This window comes from Cupriavidus neocaledonicus (assembly GCF_000372525.1).
GTDB classification, from domain to species: Bacteria; Pseudomonadota; Gammaproteobacteria; order Burkholderiales; family Burkholderiaceae; genus Cupriavidus; species Cupriavidus neocaledonicus.
In genome coordinates this window covers 13694-30257 of sequence record NZ_AQUR01000069.1, presented here as the reverse complement: position 1 = coordinate 30257, position 16564 = coordinate 13694, and the positions used below count along the sequence as shown (strand labels likewise).

Below are 16564 nucleotides of genomic sequence, written 5' to 3'. Positions count from 1 at the left end.
GGATTCCTCTCCTTAGACGCCGGCTTCCCGGAACATGGTGTACAGATCGCGCCGGATCTCGCTGACGTCGAGTAGACGCTTGGCGCGGGTCATGGCGACGTAGAGCAGCCGCATTTCTTCCGGCGCCATGGTCAACTTGCCGTCGTCGCCGTTCCTGAATTTGAAGTCGCCGGCGAGCTGCACGCGGTCCCACTCAAGGCCCTTGGCGCGGTGGACGGTGGACACGATGTAGTCGGCTTCGTCCTCTGGGGACACGCGGGTGAGGATCAGGCGCAGATAGTCCACCCCCTCGTTGTCGATCAGCTGCACCAGCGGCTTCAGGTCGCGGCCGGCGAACGACTCGGCGTACTCCTGAACCTCCTCCCAGGTCTCGAACAAGGCGAGGGTGGCTGGGTAGCCAATGCGCTGGCCGCGCATCAGCTGCTCGGCGCCGTCGGCGAACGCCCGGAGCTCGTCGACGTTGGCCCGTCCGGCGACGCGGTCGCCGCGGCCGATGCCCTCGGCCAGATGGGTCAGGACCGTGGCGTTCTTGCGGCAAAGGATCGCGTCGAAGCGGTCGTGGCCTGAGGTCGAATCGTGCAGAATTCGGGACTCGACGTGGTCCTGGCCGCGCACTGGCGTGTCCTCATCCATCAGCCGCAGCACGCGGCTGGCCAGCTGTGCAATGGCCGGGCCGAACCGGAACGACTCGGTCAGCGCGCATTCCGGGGCACGGATATGGTCCATGGCGTTGACAGCGCCGCGCCACTCATAGATCTGCTGGTAGGGATCGCCCACGTAGATGACCTGCGCCTGTTGCGCGCGCAGCACCGACAGCATCAGGCCGTCGGCATCTTGCGCTTCGTCGAACAGGATGAAGTCGGCGCCGATGCGCGGCCGGCTGCGCTCAAACAGCTTGACATAGACGTCGTGGGCGATGGCAGACGGCGCATTCGGATCAAGATATTCATCCCAGAGCCGCTTTACATACGGCAGCAGCGATTCGCGCAGGTGCTCGGCTTCCTCTTCCTTGACGATCGCCTCGACCGGGATGTGCCAAGCGAGCGGCTCTGCCTGGGCGGAGCGGCAGAAGCGCGCGGCGCCGTCCATCACCATCCGGGCGACCTTGCTCGGGCTGAGTTCCAGATCCTTGCCGATGGTGGTGGGGCAGGCGTAGTTTACCGAAGCCGTAGCGGATCGCCAGTTGATGGGGTGGCTCGACCGGATTCCTGAGCTTGCGCGTGATCTCCGGGCGCGTGGCGCTGTAGGCGAGCGAATGCACGGTGCGGCAACGGGTGTTCTGCGGAAACTTGCGGGCCGCTTCGTTGGCGATCTCCCGATTGAAGGCCAGATACAGGCCACGCGCGCGGCCGCGGGCCTCAGCGGCCATGCGCAACGTGGAGGTCTTGCCGGCGCCGGCGTACGCCTTGACCTTGACGGCGCCACCGGCACGCACCGCCTCCACGACACACTCTTGTTCGGCGGTAGGAGTCATGCCATCTCCAGTTGTTCCGGCAGGCGCGCAAGAACCCGTCGCCGGATGGTCAGCGCGTGCGCGCGGGAGGCCTCGGCGCGCCGTGCGGCCTCGCCGCTAACTTTGTCAACGATATAGGCGAAGTAGAGGGCGCTGGTGGGCCCGGTCCAGGCCTGCCACTTGGCGCGAACGTCAGCCCGCTGCTCGGCTGTCAGCGAGAAGTAGACGGCGCGTTTCTCGCGCCAGACGCGGGCGTGCAGTCCGCGCATCGTCGTTTCGAGCCTGTCGGAGCGCTGCTGGCGGCGAGCCAGTTCCTCGTCGGCCGAGTGCTGTTCGGCGGCCACGTGTTCCGCGAAGAGCGGATATCGGTCGCGCTCGCGCTGCTGCTTGCGCGCGAAGGCGGCCTGGCGGCGGGCGTTAAAGTCGATAGGGTCGTGGCGTCCGAGTCGTGTGAATCGCATGGGCGGCAAGGAATGGAGTGGTCTAAGACCAAGATACCGGCCCCGCGCCGAAGTCAAGGCGGCGGGCGGGCGAAGTTCGCCGCCAACCATTTTCCGAGGTGTCCTGCCGGCGTAGGCGCCGAAAGCGTTAGAATTTCGGGCGTCTTTTACCGAAATCCCCCATGTCATCCCGCAATCCGACTTCCCGGGAAATCTCCCTGGGCAACCGCCCGAAGCACGAACCGGAGTTCATCGCGCCCGGCGAGCCGCAGTACGGCGAGATCGCCCGACTGGATGCGTTCACGTTCAAGCGCTACCTGGACCGGGTGTTCTGGCATCCACGGCCGGAGGTGCTGCGTTTCGAGGTTCGTGCTATCCCATCGCCTGTGGGCAGCGTCTACGACGTGGTCGCCATCGTGGGGCAGGGCGAGGGAGAGATCTGGTTCTCCGAGGCGGCCGTGCCAGCGCGGTGGGACTATGTAGCGATCACGGAGACAAGCGATGGGCTGGGTCGCATGCAGCGTGAGAAGGCCAAGGCCGAAGGCAAGCTGCCCCAGGACTACAAGCCCTTCGTGGGCGAGGGGCCGGTGCAGGACTATGCCAAGCTCGAAAATCCGGAGGAGGTCGAGCAGCGGCGCTGGGCAGTGGTCAATCGCATCCGCGAGGCCAACCGCCGGGCGCGCGAGGCGGCAGCGTGCGCGCGCTAAGCATCCGATTCTTGTCCCGCGCTGGCAGGCAGGGTAAGATTCGTCCGATTCTCCGCGCATCAGCGCATCGACCTTGCCGGCGTACCGGCCATCTTCATTTCCACCCATTGGGGTTTTTCCCAATGGGGAAGGCTCCATTTCAGGAGCCCTTCCATGCGTATCTTCTCCCGTATCACCGCGCTGGCTGTCCTCGCGACCGTCATCAACCTGTTCGCGGTCCTCTTCTTTCTTTGTACTACCGAGGACGATAGCCTTGCTGCCATGCAAGTGCACATCGTTGCGGAGATCGAGTTTCTGGTGCTGATCAGCTGGCTTCTCGCGAAGCTGCTGGGTCTGGACCGGAAGCCTGCTGCCGCCGCGTGACCGCTCAGGCCAGCGGCCGATTCCACTACCCACCGGGAAATACTCTCCGGTGGGGCGTATCCCGCCTTGCGAGGAAACGTATGACCTCCAGGCGTTTCTCCAATCCGGGCGGCAAAGGCGAGACGGTGTTTATGCATGGTGTCTCCATGTATAAACTCGTCTCTACATTCCGACAGGTGGTTGCCATGTCCAAGTCCGCAACACTTACGATCCAGAAATGGGGCAGCGCCCTCGCCGTGCGCATCCCCACCAGTGCGGCGCGTGCCGCGCATTTCACGGAAGGCCTTGCCGTAGAGGTCGCAGTGGCTGACGTTGGGGTCACTGTCAAGCCGGTCGGCCATCGCAGCCTGACGCTCGCCGAAAAGCTGGCATTGTTCGATCCCGCGAAGCACGGCGGCGAGGCTATGCCCGCAGCGCCTCGCTATCCAACGTCTACGCTGCGGCATGTGAGCAGTTGAACCAGGTTATCGCCATCTAGGCACACCAATCCGGTCGCATTCGCGCTTCCGGACTCAATCACCCATCGGGAACGCCCCCGGTGGGGGCGTTCCCACTTTCTCGAGGTAACGCCATGTTTAAACTCAACACCATCGAAATTGAAGTCGGCCCGGTGCCGGCCGAGGAGGCGTGCGCGCAGGTTGGTCGCGACGACTACAGCGAACGCTCGCGGCGCGAGTGCGCGGTGTACATCCGGCAGCTGCAGCGCATCTTCGGCAATCCGGATCCCACAGTCCTGCGGTTTGTCCGCCGCGGCTTCCCGCATGAACTCGGCCGCTATCACGAAGTGGTTGCCGTTATAACCGCGGAAGGCGCCGACCTGTTCAACGAGTCGTTGTTACCCAGCGAATGGGATCACATCGCTCGCGCCGAATTGACCTGGCTGCGCTTGCAGGGGAAATGGCGCGAAACGGTGAGGGCCCGCCCCTCGGCGATCGAGCTTGTACCGGACATCTTCCAGCGTACGGAGATTCCTGATTTTCCGAATCATCCGGCTGCGATGTGGTGGGCACTGGGATTCATGCCCATGCCGATCGGCCGCGCCATCTCGATTCACTGAGGGGCCACGCCATGACCAACACCCTTGCGAAGCCGACGATCGTTGTGCATCTGGACGGCGGCCTGGTGCAGTACGTTGGGAGTGACTCCCACGTCCCCGTGATCGTCGTCGACCATGACCTCGAAGGTGCAGGCGAAGACGAAGTCAAAACCCCGCCCGATGGCGGCCGCGCCACTGTCCGTCTGGAAGCCTCCACCGACATGAGCCGCGAGTCCGCCCAGCGCTGGATGGAACTGGCCACTTAAGCGGTTCCGTCCGCCCTGATTCACCGATTCATTCCCTCGGGAGACCATCCCGACGGGGCGGTCTCCCATATTCCTTGAGAGACCGACATGTACAACCAGATCATTGAGAAATTCATTGCGGCCCAGCGTACGGCCCGCCAGGCTTACCAGGATGCCGCGCAGTTTGAGCGCGAGGCGCTGGCCAGCACAGGCGCAGGCGAGCCGTTCTTTGCAGTCGGCGTGCGTTCCGAGTACCGCCAGGACGACGAACTTGAGAAGTTCTGCTTCGCGCTGGCTGGGAACGTTGTCAGCCGCGCGCGTCGCGAGTTCGCCCCGGTGGGGGCGCGACTCGATATCGACAACCAGGCCGAGTTCGACCGCGCCGGACTGGATATCGGCAAGGCGCTGAAAAAAGGCAATATCCCCGATGTCGACCAGCTCTGGGCATCCCTCAGCGCGTACTACAACGGCGACGGCGGTGCCACCACCGCGTACCGGCAAGCTGCGGCACGCATTGTCCGTGGCTTCGGCTTGCACCGGAATGCGGAAGTGAAGCGCACCGCGTCCGGCGTCGTGCTCAAAAAGAGCGTCCATTCCGAGGCGGGGTGGAAATCTGCCCGCCGCAGGGTTGGTTACTACAGCACGCAGCCCACGGCAGACTGCCTGTCAGGCCTGGCTACCTTCGCCGGAAAGGCGGGTAACGCGGTGCTGGCGAGCATGCTGCAGCGAATCGATCTGCATCAGCTGGAATACACCTCACGCGAGAAGATGTCCATGCCGGGCCTCGACATCACGCTCTACAACGACAAGTGGGAGTTTAAGTTCTCGCACGAGTTGGCTGAACCGCTCATGCTGTTCGTGGGCGAGTACGGCCAGGACGCCATGCAGGAACGGCACTGAGATGTACAACGCGCTTGTTGAGGCGTTTCGCTCGGCGCAGGGCGCTTCGCTCGATGCCTATGACCGGGTCTGCGCGCTTGCCGCGCAGGTCCGCGCCGATGCGACGATCGTTCCCGTGCCTATCGACCAGGCTGGCGACTTTCGTCGGTTCCTTCGACGCCTCGTTGCGAGCCTGATCGATCGGGCAAGCAAGGAGTTCGGCATCGAAGGCGCACCCGTGTGCATCGACGAGACGCGCATTCCGGTGAACGGCCACCCGAACATCTGGGAGGCCATCCGCGCCGGCGATACGCCCGATCTCGACCGCTACTGGCGGGTGCTTGCCGAGCGGTACCAGGCCAGCGGCCGCGCGTTGGCGTACCGGCAGGTCGCCGAGACGCTCGCTGCGGCGCTGCAGTTCGATCAGCCCAATGCCGTGCGCCGGCACGCCAAAGTCGTGCGGCTGCGGCTCAAGGCGCCTTCGTTGCCTGTGGCTGCCGCGCGTCCGTCACGGCGCGTTGCAGCAGACGCGCATGCCGACGTGCGCGCGGCCTTGCTAGCGCTGGCCGCGTATGCGCAGGATGCGGGCGAGCCCGCCCTGGCAGGTTGCCTGCGCCAGTTCGACCATGGTGAGGTATTCGCTGCGCAGCAGCGGCGGACTTTCCCAGGGTTGGACGTCCTGCAATACAACGAGTACTGGGAATTGCGGTTCGCCGCGCGTCTCGGATAAGGCCTTCTAGCCTTCGTCGCCCAGCACCTGCAAGAGCCGGCTGCTGCCTAAGCAGCTTGGCACCTTCTCCTGCCCCGTCGACGACGGGGCATTTTCTTTTTCAGGATCCCTATGACTCACTGGTACGAGCCCTTGCGGGCCATCGTCAGCCTCGGTTCGCAGGCAGACAAGATTTCCCACATGGGAGAGTTGCATGCCGCGCGTCAGAGGCATCTGTCGCAATTCTTTACCACCGATGCCATCGCCCGACAGATGTGGGGCGTTGTGGACAGCTGGCGCCCCGACCGTAAGGTCTCGGTGCTGGACAATTCTGTCGGCTCCGCCCGGCTGTTGCAGTTCGCGGATCCGGCGGCGCACACGCTGTATGGCGTCGACGTGCATGAGCCGACGATTGCCGCTGTCCAGCAGTGTGTAGAGGCCGCCGGCTTCGAAGGAAGCTTCCGCATGGCTGGGATGGAGGAGATTCACCCGCGTCACTTCGACGTAGCCATTATCAACCCGCCGTTCTCGATCCACCTCGAATCGCCGCATCTGCAGCCCTTCTGCTGCACCACGTGGGGCCGGTTCGGGGCCAACAGCAGCGCCCTCAGCCATGAATATGCGCTGGCCCAGGCGCTCGAGGCCGCGCAGGTGGTGGTAGCGTTGTTGCCGACGAGCTTTGTCGATCGCTTCGCGAACGTCGTGGATCACCGGGATGCGCACAGCACGGCCGCGCGCCGCGTGGTCGGCATCTTTGATTTGCCGGCCTCGGCCTTCCGGGAGGAAGGCGCCACGGTGCACACCTCCATTGCGGTGTTCGGCCGCTACCGGATGGGGCGCGTCGTGCGTCAAGCGCACGGCGATTTCACCGTCCCGCTGCCCGGCCTGGACCTGAACGTGGATGACCGTCATTACCATGAGCCACGCCTGAACCATCAGGTGCTGGACGATACCGGCCCTGCCATCATGCGGCCGGTGACTTCGCAGAAACGGGTACGCATTGCCAATGATGGGCGTCGAATCGTCCTGGGCTTCGAGTGCGGATTCGTGGAGGCCATGGTGCTCAACCGGCTGTTGGAACGGCGCATCCTGCCATTGGATGGTCAGCGCCTGCCGCACGGCATGCGCTATGCCGGCAGCGGCCGCCTCGATCTGGAAGCCTATCTCGTGCAGGACGACCCGATGGCCGCGCTGGGCAGCCTTCTGCGGCTGATCCGTGACGCCGGCGGCGTGCCCGAACTGGCACCGGGCTTCTTGGAGCATTTTGGGAAGCGGCTGCGGCGTAGCGCGCGCCAGGCGACGCCCCTGCGGCACACCGTCTGGACGACTGGCGTGAATGCCGCGGAAGCCATCAGCGGCGTGGCCCTCAAAAGCCATGTCGCGGATCCGCTGAAGTGGGGCAGCCCCGTGATCAAGGCAGGCGAGGCCGTGGCATTCGTTCGCCAGCCGGACGGCCGCTACGCTTATCAGGCGGGCAATGCTCAGTTTGTGCTGACTCTGGACGAGCTCATGAGCCGCTTTGCCGTCAGCCGGTCGGCCCAGACATGGGAGACCGTGCACGAAGGCCTCTCGGTGAAGTATCCGGGACAGGCGTTGGCGCTGCGCCTGCGTATGCAGGCGCTCGGCATCGATCGGTGGCTGAACTGGGAGTTTCAGCAAAATGACCTGGTGGAACTGCTGCAGAAACCGTGCGGCGCGGTTGCCGCCTGGGAACAGGGTTGCGGCAAGTCGAGGCTCGCCGCGGCGCTGATCCTGCTGGCCGGGGTCAAGCACGGCTTGATCGTTGTTGAGGCACGCCTGGTACCGGAAATGCGTGCCGAGCTGGCGCAGATCCTGCCACCGGCGGCGGTACACGTCATCGACTCGCCGGAAAGCCTTGGCGCGCTCGGGCAGATTAATCTCATTGCCTACGAGCGGCTGCGCATGCCGGTGTGCCGGGAAGCGTCTCGGCGCGTCACATACGCCCATCGGCTCCGACGCCGGATTGGCCTGCTGGTGGCCGACGAAGGGGAACGGTTGTCGAACCCGAACAGCGACCAGAGCCGCGCGCTCTGGCAGCTGTCGGCGAGGCGCCGCTACATCCTCACCGGGAGCCCTATCGCGAACTACCCGCGCGATGTGTTTGGCCTTATCGCATTCACGGGTGGTGATGGTACCGCCGCTCAGCCTTATGGCTACCGCCGTGGCTACCTGGATAGCCAATGGCTGGCCACCGTGCAGCATGCCCAGCGCGGGGTAGACCGGTTCCGGGATGACTTCGTCGTGCTGGAATGGGTGACATGGGAGTTTGCCGAGAGCCTGCAGGACGGCGCAAAGCGGGAGGTGCCGAAGATCGGCAACTTGCCGCTGTACCGCCAGATGCTGGCGCCGCACGTCAAGCGCCGGCTGGTTTGCGAGCCAGACGTGGCCAGGTACATCCAGATCGATCCACCGGCAGTCGAAGTGGTCGAGACGGACTGGGACCCGGCGCACCTGTCGTTGTATCTGCGCACGGCCGACGAGTTCGCGGAATGGTATCGGGAGATCCGTCGCACCGACGGACGCTCGAACAACCTGATCGCGATCCTGGCTCGGATCCGCGCGGTGCACTTCGCCGCCAACTACCCGCAGTATGGGGTGGACGGGGTGGGGACGCTGGGGCAGCTGACCAGCAAGCAACGCGCCGTGATCGACCGCTTGAATGCCATCGCCGAGGAAGGAAAGCAGGCCATCCTGTTTGCCGAAAACCCCCGGGTGATCGACCTGATAGCGGGGCAGCTCAAGGCTCGGGGCGTCGAGACAGTCCCGTTCCATGGCGGCATCCCGATCACGAAACGCGTGGCCGACAAGGACAAGCGGTTTGTGAATGGCTCCGCCACCGGCCTGCTGTGCACGAAGGGCTCGGGTAGGGCAGGGTACAACCTGCCCAATGCCGACTACGTGCTCTTCTATGACCGTTCGTGGACGTGGCGCATCGAGTATCAGGCGATGCGACGCGCGCTGCGGTGGAACCGGAAGGGCCAGTTGAAGGTGGTGTATTTCCACCTGCCGGGGAGCATTGATAAGTACCAGGACCAGATGGTGGCGCACAAGCGCGACGCCATGGAAGCCGGGTTGGACTGGGCGACGCCGGAACTGGAGGACGAAGCGTTTCTGCACATGGATACGCTTCTCGATGCATTTGTCGAGGACCTGGCGGCGCTACACGGCCGCGAGAATCGCGACCAGCGCCAGCTGCTCAAGGAGGCCGCATGAAAGCGAATGAATGCACTGTCACCCTGGGTGAAGGCGTGGCGACGATCAAGCGCCGCGGAACGCGCGGCACGATTGTTGCCAACGTCCTCGGCACGGTGGAAGCGAATGGGGTAGAAGTCATCTGCCTCGATCGCCTTGTCCATGGCATTTTCGAGAGCGAGCTGGGCGGTTGGCAGGTCAGCGGGGCGGTCACCACCCTGCTGGCCAGACCGATTGGCCCGGTGCCGGAGAAAGGCACTCAAAATAGCTGAGCTTTCGGGACAATGCGACACCCCAAACCGCCATAAGATAGTTTCCGTAGTGCCCGCTACGGAAACTCTCTCAGTTGGACCCTTCTCCCAGCCCTCCCTTCGTGGAGGGTTTTTTTCGGCTGATCGCCGAGTTCCGAGGGCAATGGAAGAGCTGACGGCCGAGTTCGTTTAGGGTTGTTCGATGCCTGCCGTCATCCGCAGGAATGTGAGTGTGCCACCGCGCCTTGCTGGCAGGCGTCGAACAAGCCTAAACGGTAGCGGAAGTCAGGGTCAGCGGCGAGGCCGGGTAGTCGGGCGATTTCCGGATTCGGCCAGAAGGTGAAAGTAGCCCGCATCGTCGGCTGGGCGTGCAAACGTCGGAATCAGTCAGTAAGCGACCATTCGATGCGCCACAACGAACGTTGCTTGCTTGTCTTTGAAGACATCCACCCCAATCGAGTTGAACGTCTACAGGCAGACAATGCTGTGTCGCGAACGGACCTACACGCACCCATGCACACCCGGCAGGCAACCTGCGAAAGCGAAGCGTGCGAAGTAGTCAAGGCACGCCGTGACGGGCCGCCTCCTGCGCGATTTTATTGCATGCTTTCTATCGCCTAGCAGATCGCTGCCAATTGTTTGGCGACATAGACGCGCGACGCACAGCCAAAGGGGGCCGATGTGTTCTTTTAGGCCTGCTTGAAAGCCGCCGAGCGTTCAAGAAGCTCCCGACGGCGGCGATCGGTGTCGTCGTTGAGCTTCTTCCGAGTCGCGAAGAACACTCTCGCTGCCTCGATGTCTGCTCGCAACTCATCCGCAGTCGGCGGGGTCGTGTCGGTATCCGCCGCGGTATCATGCGCAGCGAAGTGGGAGCAGCGCGCCATCGCCTCGTGGAGCGCCACGTATTCCTCATCGCTCAGCGCCACGGCCCGGAGCCGTTGTGTCGACACGCCGGGCCGAAAACGCACCACCGTCTCGCACAGAATTGCCTCCTCCACTCCTCGCTCCCAAGTCTCGCGCAACCGTCCATATCCAGTCCGGACGAGATTCTCGCTGTGATCGACTTCTCCCGCATCTAGAAGGCGATCGGCCTCCGTCGCCATATTCTTGATGCGCTCCAAGCGTTCACCAACTTTGATCCCTGCAAAGGGAAGCTCAGGGAAAACCAGCCCCGCGCGCTGCCTGATGCGCCGCACGCTCATTGCGCTCGCCTCGACTTTTTGGGCGCTCGCTTCATCGGCCAAATGAAGAGCGAACGGCAAGTCGTGAGTGAACACAATCACCTGCCGGCTCGACGCTTCTTGAACGAGGCGGCGGGCGACCTTTTCACGATGCGCGTGATCGAGCGACGACATGGGATCGTCGAAGATGATCGCGCCATGCCCCTCCATCAGCGAGACTTCCGCCATGAAGGTGGCAAGCGCAAGCGCGCGTTGCTCGCCCTCGCTGAGGACTTCGCCCACCCGCTCGCCGCCAGAAGTGGCAAGCTTCACCTGCTGCTTCGCCTTCCCCCTTTCCGTTCGCGTGGTGCTGCGGATCGGCACATGGCCGACGCCCAGCGCGGCGCACTCGCGGACGAAAGCCGCTTCTGCGTCAGCGGACAATGCTTCGGCGTGAAGCGCGCTCATCTTTCTCGAAACTGGGGTCGAATCCGCTGCTCGATGGGCAGCTTGAAGCTTTTTCTTCAAGGCCAGGTCCTCCCCGATCTGCATGATCTGCGTGAGCCTACCCAACAGTGCTTGCCGCGACTTCAAGTCGGCGAGCGCTTGCTCGCTCTTCTTGCGCCCGTCCGCCGCCGCGAGCTTGTCAAAGCGCGCGGCCTCTTCCTCGATGGCGCGAGACAAATCACGTAGCTCAGTGGAATGCAAAGAGATCGCCGGGGCCGCAGCGTCGAACCTTTTAGCAACCCAAGCTTCGGTGAGCGCGGCCTGCCTGCTCGACAAGCGGTCGGCCGCTTGTTGCAGGACCTGGCCCGCTCCCGGCTTGGCCTGTTCGATCTCGTTCACAAGCGCATGGTCTGCCCACAGGGCGGCCGGATCTACCGAGGCAATGGAGGAGAATGCGGCGCTGGCCTTTATCCTAGCGGCCTCCGCGAGCTTTTGCGCCTCTTGCTCAATGAACGTCTCGAAACGTCGCATGCGCTCGGCTGCCGCGGCAGTGAGATTTTGCTGACACAGCACGCACTGGCTGCCATCAACGTGCGGAAAACGATGTTCCGGGTAGGCCAACGTCGTTGAGTAATGCCGCGCGGCGCTCAGCAGCGCGAGCCACGGATCTGAGCCTGTTCCCGGCAACAGGCCGCCGTCCGCAGCAAAAGCCTCCGCTGCAAGCCGGGCTGCAGTTTCAGCGGCAACAACCGCCGCCCCATACCCAATCGCGGCTAACGCCTTATCATCGGAGAGCGCCGCTTCGCACCGCTCCCACCGCGTCGCCAGACCTTCAATGCGGGCCTTTTTGCCGCGCAGATCGGCCGCACGCGCAGAGGGATTCGCCTCGGCAAGCTCCTCCTCTAATCTTTTGATTTCCGCGACATCCGCTTCGGACAGCGTGGCGAGCGCCGCGAGCTCCTTTCGATACGCCGGAAGGTGGAAGCGCTTCTCGAATGCTGCGAGCGAGCGGCCTACCGCATGTTCGCCCAGAAGGTCGGCGAAGGAAGCGGCCGACGCTTGAATGCCGTTGATTTCAAGTTCGAGCCGGGCGCGAAGCGTGCCACACAAGGTCGCGAGCTTCGCGAGAACGTCGAGGCCGCGCGGCGTATATGCGACCTCGCCTTCCGCGTCAGTGAAGGCGCGCGCGCATTGGCTGTCGAACACGGCGACCGTCGCCAGCTCCGCAGGGGCCGGCGAGCCTTGTTGCCAAGCCAGCGTTTCGGGGCCGGCGGCACCCTCGCGCTGGACAAGGATCTCAGCGCTCGGATTCTCTCCCGCCGCATCCGAGAAAACGTCGCCCAAGATGAGTCCGCCGGTTGCCCTCGCTCGGCACGCCTTGCGCAATACTCGAGAATATCCCGATTTGCCCGCCCCGTTGTTTCCATAGATAACCGTCACGCCGATCGGCGAGAACGGGATCGACTGGTCTGCGGCGATGGCGTTAACCCCACGCAGGGTGCGCAGCGCCAAGAGAGTGATTGGTTTCGAGGCCGCGTCGACGGCCGGCAGCATATCGCGAGTTAGGGGCTGTGCGACACGGCCTGCCGGATCATCGATTCCAGCGTGCGCTTTCGCCAGGGCGATGATCTCGCCAATCTCGGCCTCATCAATTCGGCCGTTTATGACCAAACGGCGGGCGGCGTCAGAAAGCCACGGTTCTTGCGTCTCGATCCAGTCAGCGATGCGCGCGAAGATCATGAGCCATGTCTCTCGTCAATATAGTGCGGCGAGTATAGCTCTCGCAGCGGGCGCGATCCGCGAGATGAAAGCCTCATTATTGTTTTTTTACGACATAGCCGATAGCTCGAAGCGCTGCCCGTCCCTCGACAAATTCATTTTGCATACACCTGACGCGTGTACGTAAAAAGCGCGTAGTCTTTTTGCGCGTCCTAATTGGATTCAAGCTTGGAATCTCTCAGTCTAAATTCCGCAAGGGCCGAACTACTGTTCCAGAAAAGTAAATTTGGATGACCGCACTGCTCTGGTAGCAGCCGCTGGACATCGAGAGCGCGACCGGCCGCTCCGGGTCGGTCGGAGACGGTCGAATAGCCGCTTGACGCCCGTCGTCGTAAGCTCCCTCGGCACATCGGCCCAAACATCCGCACTTTCTAGGGTCGTCGATCCCGGCAACCCCTCGTACCGAAGCCGACCGTTAAACGGTCGCAGGAAAAGGGAACCGGCGGGGGCGCGTATGCTGTACCCCATTTGACACACGAGGAGCTTGCCATGAAGACGAAAGACCTACTGGCGGACGAGCGTGCCACTGACAAGGCGCTGGCGCGACCGTTGCCCCTCGAACTTGCCCGACCGGAATGGGATGACGCCGGGGTGGCTGACTTCGTCGTCTTCACGGAGCCGCCGAAGGCGCCCGGGATACGCGCGGTGCTCCAGCACCTGCGCAAGGGTGTGAAGGACGCGAAGAAGCTGGACAAGGGCTCGGAGCGCTACAGCATCCTCGAAGGCTTCGGCCTCCATCGGGAGTATGGCACGAAGCCCCCGACGATGTTCGTGGAAGACGGGATTCAGTTTCAGAGCATCCAATATCGCCTGATCGCCTGCACTCACAACCTGACGCCCATTGGCTACTGCACCTTCGACCTAACGCTGAGCCATGGAAGCGGCTGCGCGTTGGAAGTCAATGATGTCTGGGCGGAGCCCGCCTGGCGCGAGCAAGGCATTGGGTCAGCCTTCGCGCAGATTGTGGCGCGGATCGCCGCGGCCACATTGGAAGAGGTGGATTTCCGGTTGGCGGGGGGACTCAGGCATATCAGGTCGATCCCAATCCTTATCGAAGCAGATGTGTACTCGGAATCCGGTGAAGATTTCCTGTTTTCCGTCGGCCGTGCCCTAGAGTACGCAGCCGATGACGTGATGTGGATGTCGTACGCCGGCTTGGATATTGAGGTGGAGCCACGCTGGTGAGTCCAGGACGCGCGTAGCGTCACTCGACGTTTGCCCAGGGCCTCTCGGACCGTGTCATGGCGCTCGACCAGCGCCCGCACGATGGCTGGGCAGACGATTCCGACCGCGTCGCTCGCGTCGCGTTCCAGCTTCTTGATGGCGGCATCGGCATCCAACTGCGCGTCCGCGATCACGTCTTCCAGCAGTTTCGCCTCTTCGATATCGGCTTCGGTCGGCTTGGATTCATCCCGCGGGTAGATCACCCCTCAAGAAGCGGGGGCTAGGAACGATTCCCGTGGCAGGCAGTGCCGCATCTGGCGTAGGCGAGCCGATTGGTATATCCTTTCGCCTACTTCAGCGTCCCTGACGCATCGACCTCGCACCACCCGGTGCACAGCTTTTTGCAGTAACGTGGCTTCCTGCTCTGCCGGGCCGCCATGCTTCTCTTTTCTTATCCCATCGGGAACCACGTTCCCGGTGCGGTTACGGGTTCCCATTCTGTTTCGGAGAACCCACAATGCATTTCCCATCTGCAGTCTGCATCCGCCAGATCCGCACGGGTCGCTACAACCCACGCACGTACTTCGATCCGGTCGAACATGCGGAGTTGACGAAGTCCATCCGTGAGAACGGAATCTATCAGTCGCTCTTGCTGCGCCCCATCGAGGATGCTGAGTTCGATTTCGAGCTCGTCGCTGGTGAACGGCGCATTCGCGCTGCCTTGGAAGCCTTTGGCCCGGAGGGCGAAGTTCCCGTCCTCATCAAGGTCATGACGGACGAGGAGGCTGACCGCGCGGCGCTCATCGAGAACGCCCAGCGCGCGAACATGTCGCCCTCCGAGGAGGGCGTTGCTGCCTCCAAGATCGTCGGTCACTGCAAAGGTGATCGCGACGAAGCCGCGAGGCTTCTTGGTTGGTCTCGCGCGACGCTGGATAAGCGTCTTGCGCTGATAAACTGTAGCTCAGCTGTCCAGGCCGCACTGAATGAGCGCAAGCTCCAGCTTGGTCATGCCGAACTGCTCGCCACGCTCGCCAAGGACAAGCAGGACAAGCTCCTGCCGGTCATCATCAGCGAGAAGAAGTCGGTGTCGGAGTTGAAGAAGACCATCGAGGCGGCCGCGTGCAGCCTGGAAGCAGCGATCTTCGACAAGACCGACTGTGCCGCATGCCCGCACAACTCGTCGTTGCAGACGGAGATGTTCGGTGAGGCGATTGCCACGGGCAACTGCACTAACCGGGCCTGCTACACCGAGAAGACCGACCGCAAGCTCGATGGCATTGCGTACGGTCTCAAGGAGGAGTACCCGATCGTGCGTGTCATCCGCGCTGGCGACAACCATACCCGCATTCAGCTGAAGGTGGATGGTCCGACCGGCGTCGGCGAGGAACAGGCGAAGGCCTGCCACGCCTGCCAGAATTTCGGCGCCGCGGTGAGCGGACTGCCGGACTCCATGGGCAAGGTCTACAGCGGGCAGTGCTTCGATACGGCGTGCAACCAGAAGAAGGTGGCCGACCGGATCAAGGCCGAGCGTGATGCCGCCAAGGCGCCGGCTGCAAAGCAGTCCGCCGGCAAGCCGGCCGTAGCAACGAAGGGCGACAAGTCCTCCGCCGCTGCGGACAAGCCAGTCACGTCGATCAGCGAGTCGGAGAAGGTGAAGCAGTACCGCACCGAACTCTGGCGCAAGGCGCTGCGCAAGGAAGTCGCGCAGAACGCCGAGCAGGCCAACGCCTATCTGCTGGCCATCGCCCTGAACGGTTTGTCGCGCAATATAGGCGGCGACGTGATGGGCAAATTCTTCGAGAAGCTTACCGAGCAGAAGGTGTCTTCGACCCTGCAAGGTTGCTTGACGGCAGCGCATACCCTCGACGAAAGCCGGCGTCAGCAGCTGACGATCGGTCTGACGGTGGCGGCGATCGACGGCATGGAGGTGAGCAACCTCCGGGAACTGTGCCGGTATCACAAGCTCGACTTGCGCAATCACTGGAATCTGCAGAAATCGCAGGACTTCCTGGAGATGCTTACCAAGTCAGAGATGAAGGTCCTGGCAGACGAACTCGGCATCCGCAAGGTGCTGGGTGACAGTTTCGCCAAGCTCTTCGGCAAATCGAAGCCCGAGGTTGTTGCCGGCCTGCTGGCCGTCGACGGTTTCGATTACGCCGGCAAGGTCCCCAAGGTCCTCGGCTACTAAATCTTCCCTTCAAGTGGGGCGGCGCCGCTCTGGCGTCGCCCCGTCTCACACTTTTTTTTCAAGGATTCACTCAATGTTCACTGAATTGGCTGCGCTCGTCCGCGAGAGCGAGAAAGTCGTCGTCACGCTCACCATGCAAGGCGACACCATGTCTGTCGTAGTCGTGCCCGTCATCAAGAACGCCGCCGACGCTGCGCTCAGTACACCCTTGGCGCTGTCGGCGACGCCGGCGGAGCTTGATGAGGGCTTTGCCGCGGCGGTCGCCGGTGTCAGCGCTGCGCGTCAGTCGCTGGCGGAACAAGCCGAGGCCACCAAATCCATCCTGGAAGCGGCTAAGTCCTCGCAGTCGACCAAAGCCACCAAGGCCTTGACCAAGGCGGCGGGGACGACTGCGACAACGTCCGATGACGACGATGGCGATGACGATGCCGCCGGCAAACCGGAAGTAAGTGACCAACAGGCATCGGCGAAAGCGGATGACGGCGTGGTCAAGACGACTGGCACCGACCTCGCATCGCTGTTGTAAAGGA

Annotated in this window: 15 protein-coding genes and 1 pseudogene; 13 read left to right on the top strand and 3 right to left on the bottom strand. The window is 63.1% G+C overall.

What is annotated here, in order from left to right; translation table 11 throughout:
* Positions 1 to 12: 12 nt before the first annotated feature.
* Positions 13 to 1474: pseudogene (locus A3AG_RS31285) on the bottom strand (3'-5' exonuclease).
* Positions 1471 to 1914 (bottom strand): hypothetical protein, encoded by a 444-nt coding sequence (locus A3AG_RS0103310; protein WP_018004055.1) that lies wholly within the window; start codon positions 1912 to 1914, stop codon positions 1471 to 1473. The pseudogene A3AG_RS31285 and the gene A3AG_RS0103310 overlap by 4 nt, the downstream one beginning before the upstream one ends.
* Positions 1915 to 2075: 161 nt before the next feature.
* Between A3AG_RS0103310 and A3AG_RS0103305 the strand changes: the two genes are divergently transcribed.
* From A3AG_RS0103305 to A3AG_RS0103265, 9 genes are all read left to right on the top strand, one after another.
* Positions 2076 to 2600 (top strand): hypothetical protein, encoded by a 525-nt coding sequence (locus tag A3AG_RS0103305; RefSeq protein WP_012354527.1) that lies wholly within the window; start codon positions 2076 to 2078, stop codon positions 2598 to 2600.
* Between the two features lie 153 nt (positions 2601 to 2753).
* Positions 2754 to 2963: a hypothetical protein gene (locus tag A3AG_RS0103300; RefSeq protein ID WP_012354526.1), complete on the top strand. Its 210-nt coding sequence runs from the start codon at positions 2754 to 2756 to the stop codon at positions 2961 to 2963.
* An 80-nt stretch (positions 2964 to 3043) separates the two neighbouring features.
* Positions 3044 to 3421 carry an AbrB/MazE/SpoVT family DNA-binding domain-containing protein gene (locus A3AG_RS0103295; protein WP_012354525.1) on the top strand — a complete coding sequence of 126 codons (378 nt, stop codon included), beginning with the start codon at positions 3044 to 3046 and terminating at the stop codon, positions 3419 to 3421.
* Between the two features lie 113 nt (positions 3422 to 3534).
* Positions 3535 to 4020 carry a hypothetical protein gene (locus A3AG_RS0103290; protein WP_012354524.1) on the top strand — a complete coding sequence of 162 codons (486 nt, stop codon included), beginning with the start codon at positions 3535 to 3537 and terminating at the stop codon, positions 4018 to 4020.
* 11 nt (positions 4021 to 4031) lie between these two features.
* On the top strand, positions 4032 to 4265 hold the full coding sequence (locus A3AG_RS0103285) for a hypothetical protein (RefSeq protein WP_012354523.1): 234 nt from the start codon (positions 4032 to 4034) through the stop codon (positions 4263 to 4265).
* 87 nt (positions 4266 to 4352) lie between these two features.
* The gene (locus A3AG_RS0103280) at positions 4353 to 5144 is read left to right on the top strand and encodes a hypothetical protein (RefSeq protein WP_012354522.1); all 792 of its coding nucleotides are present in this window, start codon (positions 4353 to 4355) and stop codon (positions 5142 to 5144) included.
* A 1-nt stretch (position 5145) separates the two neighbouring features.
* Positions 5146 to 5853 carry a hypothetical protein gene (locus A3AG_RS0103275; protein ID WP_012354521.1) on the top strand — a complete coding sequence of 236 codons (708 nt, stop codon included), beginning with the start codon at positions 5146 to 5148 and terminating at the stop codon, positions 5851 to 5853.
* A 111-nt stretch (positions 5854 to 5964) separates the two neighbouring features.
* A complete protein-coding gene (locus A3AG_RS0103270) occupies positions 5965 to 9066 on the top strand; it encodes a DEAD/DEAH box helicase (protein ID WP_026163895.1) in 3102 nt (1033 codons plus the stop codon).
* Positions 9063 to 9317, top strand: a complete 255-nt coding sequence (locus tag A3AG_RS0103265; RefSeq protein WP_018004053.1) for a hypothetical protein — start codon at positions 9063 to 9065, stop codon at positions 9315 to 9317. The genes A3AG_RS0103270 and A3AG_RS0103265 overlap by 4 nt, the downstream gene beginning before the upstream one ends.
* Positions 9318 to 9985: 668 nt before the next feature.
* Here A3AG_RS0103265 and A3AG_RS0103260 read toward each other — a convergent pair.
* Positions 9986 to 12643 carry an AAA family ATPase gene (locus tag A3AG_RS0103260; RefSeq protein ID WP_018004052.1) on the bottom strand — a complete coding sequence of 886 codons (2658 nt, stop codon included), beginning with the start codon at positions 12641 to 12643 and terminating at the stop codon, positions 9986 to 9988.
* Between the two features lie 528 nt (positions 12644 to 13171).
* On the opposite strand from A3AG_RS0103260, the gene A3AG_RS0103255 reads away from it, so the two are divergent.
* The 4 genes from A3AG_RS0103255 (at position 13172) to A3AG_RS0103240 (ending at position 16560) form a co-directional block, all read left to right on the top strand.
* A complete protein-coding gene (locus tag A3AG_RS0103255; protein WP_018004051.1) occupies positions 13172 to 13867 on the top strand; it encodes a hypothetical protein in 696 nt (231 codons plus the stop codon).
* A gap of 56 nt (positions 13868 to 13923) precedes the next feature.
* The gene (locus A3AG_RS0103250; RefSeq protein ID WP_018004050.1) at positions 13924 to 14130 is read left to right on the top strand and encodes a hypothetical protein; all 207 of its coding nucleotides are present in this window, start codon (positions 13924 to 13926) and stop codon (positions 14128 to 14130) included.
* A 233-nt stretch (positions 14131 to 14363) separates the two neighbouring features.
* A complete protein-coding gene (locus A3AG_RS0103245) occupies positions 14364 to 16034 on the top strand; it encodes a PRTRC system ParB family protein (RefSeq protein WP_018004049.1) in 1671 nt (556 codons plus the stop codon).
* 73 nt (positions 16035 to 16107) lie between these two features.
* Positions 16108 to 16560 carry a PRTRC system protein E gene (locus A3AG_RS0103240; protein WP_018004048.1) on the top strand — a complete coding sequence of 151 codons (453 nt, stop codon included), beginning with the start codon at positions 16108 to 16110 and terminating at the stop codon, positions 16558 to 16560.
* The last annotated feature ends 4 nt before the right edge of the window (positions 16561 to 16564 follow it).